Genomic DNA, 4,254 nt, shown 5'->3' with positions numbered 1-4,254 from the left:
TACAAAATGATATTTTATAACCTTAAGACATAAACTATAAAAATAGTGGTATCATTTGAGTTTTTATTTATAAAATGTACAATTATAGTGTAGGTGATGATATGAAAAAAATTAATATAAATGACCATGTATATTCCATTGTACAAACTCATCCCGAGGTTAAAGAAATTCTTGTTAATCTTGGTTTTGATAAAATTACAAAACCCGGCATGTTAGAAAGTGTTGGGCGTTTTATGACGCTTAAAGCTGGCGCAAAATTCCGTAAAGTAGAAATGGATCAACTAAAGAAAGCTTTTTTAGAAAAAGGCTTTGAATTGGAGGAAAAATAATGAGTGAATTTATAAATAATCAAAGTGTTGAAAAACAAGAACAACTTAAAACTTTGATTAAAAGGTTACATGATGGGGAAGACCCAGAAGTTATTAAAGAACTATTTAAAGAACAATTTGCAGAAATTTCAACCAGTGAAATTTCTGAGATGGAACAAGCTTTAATTAGTGAAGGCTTACCTGTTGAAGAAGTTCAAAGATTATGTGACGTGCATGCGTCGGTGTTTGGAGGAAGCATCTCAGATATTCACGCAGGCGGTGTGAAAGAAACACCTGGGCATCCACTTCATGTACTTAGTGAAGAAAACACGCGAATTGAAAAACTTATTGATGAAGAAATAACGCCTTATCTAGAACAATCTGGAAATATGCCGTTATTAATGTTGCGTGTTGGCATCGATAGACTTGCAGAAATTAATAAACATTATGCTAGAAAAGAACAATTATTCTTTCCTTTTTTAGAGAAAAAAGGCATTACGGGACCCCCACAAGTGATGTGGGGTGTTGATGATGAAATACGCGAAGACTTAAGACAAGTAAAAAAAATGTTAGATGCAAAAGACACTACCGTTGCACAAGTTAAAGAACCAATTTTAGCCTTATTAAAAAAAGTGAAAGATATGGTGTTTAAAGAAGAAAACATTCTTATTCCATTACTTTCAGAAAAATTAAACTTATATAACTTCATTAAAATTGATGAAGGTAGTGATGAGGTTGGGTACTTCATCGAAAAACCTAAACAACTTTGGAATAAAGAAGCCCATCCAGAACTTGCGGCTGAACTAGAAGCCCCAAAAGATGGTACAGTACCATTTGATGCAGGAAGCTTAACATTTGAAGAAGTGAATGCAATGCTTAATGTATTGCCATTTGATATGACATTTGTGGATAAAGATGGTTATGTTAAATATTTCACACAAGGTAAAGAACGTATATTTGATCGCCCCATTACCATTTTAGGGCGTCATGTAAATATGTGTCATCCACCTGCAAGTGTGCATGTGGTTGAAAAGATAGTCGAAAACTTTAGATCAGGTAAAAAAGATAACGAAGATTTTTGGATTAAATTTAGAGGGGCTTTTGTGCATATTAGATATTTTGCAGTTAGAGGTAAAGATGGTGAGTTCTTAGGGACACTAGAAGTGACTCAAGACATCCAACCCATTAGAGATTTAGAAGGCGAAAAACGCTTAATGGATGAAGATGCTTAAAGCAGTATACATCTTTTTAGGTTCACTATTCTTAGCCCTTGGTATGATTGGTGTGGTATTACCTTTACTTCCAACGACACCGTTTTTACTGCTTACAGCCTATTTTTATGCGAAAGGTTCTAAAAAGTTTCATGACTGGTTTTTAAGGACTTGGATTTATAAGAAATATTTAGAAGATTTTATCACCACAAGAGCCATGACACTCAAACAAAAATTAACGTTATTATTATTTGTCGATTTTATGCTTTTATTCCCATTTATAATATTAGAGTATGTTTGGGTAAAACCTTTAATCATCATTTTAGTTATTACCAAGTATGTTTATTTTTTTACAGCAGTCAAAACGATACGCTTAGAAAAAAATACCTAGGGATAGGTATTTTTTTTGTTATAATAAAGAAAAGGAGTGATGATATGGCTACAGTGGATGAATGTAAAGACATTATTGCCCGATATAAAGAAAACCGTAAACGTTTTGTTCATACAATGTTTAAAATTATGGTTGTAGTGGCATCATTAATTATCTTAATTACCATGGGAGCATTTTTAGCCTTTGGGACTAATATACGCCCTTTCTTTTTAATGGCATTAACCATTTTAATCCCTTTACTTATTGGGTTAATATTAATCACTGTTTTTTACCGAAGTGAAAAACCGCTTTATGAATATATTTATAAAAACTATATAAAAAGTTATAACTATAGAAATTCTGTTAATATTGATGTAACGCCTTATCCTTTTAAACAAGAAAAGATGTTTGAAGAAAGCTATTTATTTCCACGTCAAGCGTTTATGAAAAACCGTATTTTATTAAACTATAAAGAACAAGATACCATGATATTCGACACAACAATATATCTAAGAAGTGGGCAACACAAGACAAAAGTGTTTGACGGTATTTATATTATTAAAAAGCGTCAAAGCGCTTCTTATTATCAGTTTCGATCTAAAGGTAAACCTGTCCAAAAGATTGTAAAGTATGATGAAGAGCATTCTGTTGGGGCGCTTAACTTATTTATCGAAAAAGAAACAGAACAAACTGAAAATATCAAAGATTTATATCAATATGTTTCTAAATCTACAAAAGAGTTAAACACAAAGTATATGTATGTAAGTCAAACCAAAGATACGATTCATATAGCATATACACCGATGAATTTAAAAAGAAGGTATAAAGAGATTAGTTGTCCAGATATTGATAAACAAGAACAAGCCATTAAAAATATGTTAGTATTTATAGAACAACTAAAATAAAAGAACCGTCTAAATTAGACAGTTCTTTTCAAAAAATCAATGAACTATTCATTGAAGGGAGACCAAGCATTTGAGGGGTCTTAGTATTAGTTCAGTAGGAGGAACGATAATACCAAAAAAAACGCGGGCCTCTAAATCCTTCAAAGAACACTTTAAAGCAAACTTTAACTTTTGAATTTAAATAGCTTGATTTAAACTCTGTTTATTTCTTCCGTTACAGTAGAACTCCCAGTATCTCGTGTACGATAACCATCATTCGGTCCACACCCTATCAAGGTGAACAATAAAACAGTAATGACAATAAAACCAATAAGTTTTTTTCGCATAACGAGCCTCCTTAATCCACTATGTAGTCATTATAGTAGAATTAAAGGGGGTTTTCAAAAGCAACGCTCAAAAATAATGTTAGTTTGTAGTACTTTCTATTTTACATGACTTTTCATAATAAAGAAACCCACATTTTCAAAAATGTGGGTTTAACTTATTCATATTCAGTTAATAATTTTACGTAATGGTTCTTATTTGCTAGTATTTGAGCGATTTCTTCTGCACTTAATGTTTTTATTACCTTCATCGGATTTCCCATCACTAATGTCTTAGGCTCAACTTTTTTACCTGGTGGGACAACAGTGCCTGCGGCAACTAATGCATGTTCACCAATATGTGCATTATTTAAAATGATAGACCCCATCCCAATTAATGCGCCATCACTCACCGTTGCGGCATGAATGATTGCACCATGTCCAATGGTGACATCTTTCCCTATAATGGTAGGCGTATCTACATCTGTGTGGATAATGGTCCCATCTTGCACATTCGTATTTTCTCCAATCACAATAGGGGCCATATCAGCGCGTAAGACGGCATTATACCATACACCTACATTATCTTTTAAAGTTACATCGCCAATAATTTGAGCGCCTGAAAACACTTTTGCGCTTGGTGAAATCGTTGGACTTTTATCTAAATATTTTTCCATTTTAAACTCTCCTCTAAATGATTTTTAATCGTCTTAGTAATTAATGCTTTATGATTTAATGATTCCCATAAGTAAAAACAAGCATAGGTCCCATAAGGTGAATAATGTTCTTTAAAGTCTTCTGGATAAAATCCTTCGTAAAATGATTCAATGGCTGAATTAATACCCCCATCATAAATACTAAAGTAATCAGGGTCACCTTTAATAAACATAATAAACATATCTGTACTCCAAGGACCAAGGCCTTTAATCTTAGTTAACACTTTGATAATTTGATCATTTGGTTGATGGGTTAGTTCATCATAATCGGTAGGGGCATCAATAATACGTTTAATCGTTTCACTCTTACTAAGTGATAAGCCAACGGCTTTAAAATCACTTACACTAAACTGACTTAAATGATCACGCGTTAATGGACTAAATGCATCATCAAATCGTTTAATTAATACTTGCATTACTTGATTAGAAAGTTGTTGGCCAA

Annotated in this window: 7 protein-coding genes; 4 read left to right on the top strand and 3 right to left on the bottom strand. The window is 32.5% G+C overall.

What is annotated here, in order from left to right:
* Positions 1 to 101: 101 nt before the first annotated feature.
* Genes ACHAJD_RS09740 through ACHAJD_RS09725 form a run of 4 tightly spaced genes read left to right on the top strand, consistent with a single transcriptional unit; the run spans position 102 to position 2,794 of the window.
* Positions 102 to 329: a DUF1858 domain-containing protein gene (locus ACHAJD_RS09740; RefSeq protein ID WP_435585675.1), complete on the top strand. Its 228-nt coding sequence runs from the start codon at positions 102 to 104 to the stop codon at positions 327 to 329.
* Positions 329 to 1,540 (top strand): DUF438 domain-containing protein, encoded by a 1,212-nt coding sequence (locus ACHAJD_RS09735; RefSeq protein ID WP_435585674.1) that lies wholly within the window; start codon positions 329 to 331, stop codon positions 1,538 to 1,540. The genes ACHAJD_RS09740 and ACHAJD_RS09735 overlap by 1 nt, the downstream gene beginning before the upstream one ends.
* Entirely contained in the window at positions 1,533 to 1,910 is a 378-nt protein-coding gene (locus ACHAJD_RS09730) for a DUF454 family protein (RefSeq protein WP_435585673.1), read from the top strand. The genes ACHAJD_RS09735 and ACHAJD_RS09730 overlap by 8 nt, the downstream gene beginning before the upstream one ends.
* Positions 1,911 to 1,954: 44 nt before the next feature.
* The gene (locus ACHAJD_RS09725) at positions 1,955 to 2,794 is read left to right on the top strand and encodes a hypothetical protein (protein ID WP_435585672.1); all 840 of its coding nucleotides are present in this window, start codon (positions 1,955 to 1,957) and stop codon (positions 2,792 to 2,794) included.
* A gap of 191 nt (positions 2,795 to 2,985) precedes the next feature.
* Here the strand turns inward: ACHAJD_RS09725 and ACHAJD_RS09720 are convergent, their stop codons facing one another.
* From ACHAJD_RS09720 to ACHAJD_RS09710, 3 genes are all read right to left on the bottom strand, one after another.
* A complete protein-coding gene (locus ACHAJD_RS09720; protein ID WP_435585671.1) occupies positions 2,986 to 3,120 on the bottom strand; it encodes a hypothetical protein in 135 nt (44 codons plus the stop codon).
* A gap of 155 nt (positions 3,121 to 3,275) precedes the next feature.
* Complete coding sequence (locus ACHAJD_RS09715; RefSeq protein WP_435585670.1) at positions 3,276 to 3,773, bottom strand: gamma carbonic anhydrase family protein; 498 nt, start codon at positions 3,771 to 3,773, stop codon at positions 3,276 to 3,278.
* Positions 3,758 to 4,254: DNA-3-methyladenine glycosylase family protein (locus ACHAJD_RS09710; protein ID WP_435585669.1), on the bottom strand; the 497-nt coding region annotated here is incomplete at its 5' end. The genes ACHAJD_RS09710 and ACHAJD_RS09715, both read right to left, overlap by 16 nt.

The sequence above is a fragment of the Liberiplasma polymorphum genome (genome assembly GCF_043951795.1).
Taxonomy (GTDB): Bacteria; Bacillota_I; Bacilli_A; order Izemoplasmatales; family Izemoplasmataceae; genus Liberiplasma; species Liberiplasma polymorphum.
This window is presented reverse-complemented; position numbering and strand designations above follow the sequence as displayed.

What these genes read in the sequence shown, in the direction of transcription:
- ACHAJD_RS09735 (WP_435585674.1), top strand. Translation starts at nt 329, where the DNA reads ATGAGTGAATTTATAAATAATCAAAGTGTTGAAAAACAAGAACAACTT.
- ACHAJD_RS09730 (WP_435585673.1), top strand. Translation starts at nt 1,533, where the DNA reads ATGCTTAAAGCAGTATACATCTTTTTAGGTTCACTATTCTTAGCCCTT.
- ACHAJD_RS09740 (WP_435585675.1), top strand. Translation starts at nt 102, where the DNA reads ATGAAAAAAATTAATATAAATGACCATGTATATTCCATTGTACAAACT.
- ACHAJD_RS09720 (WP_435585671.1), bottom strand. Translation starts at nt 3,120, where the DNA reads ATGCGAAAAAAACTTATTGGTTTTATTGTCATTACTGTTTTATTGTTC.
- ACHAJD_RS09715 (WP_435585670.1), bottom strand. Translation starts at nt 3,773, where the DNA reads ATGGAAAAATATTTAGATAAAAGTCCAACGATTTCACCAAGCGCAAAA.
- ACHAJD_RS09725 (WP_435585672.1), top strand. Translation starts at nt 1,955, where the DNA reads ATGGCTACAGTGGATGAATGTAAAGACATTATTGCCCGATATAAAGAA.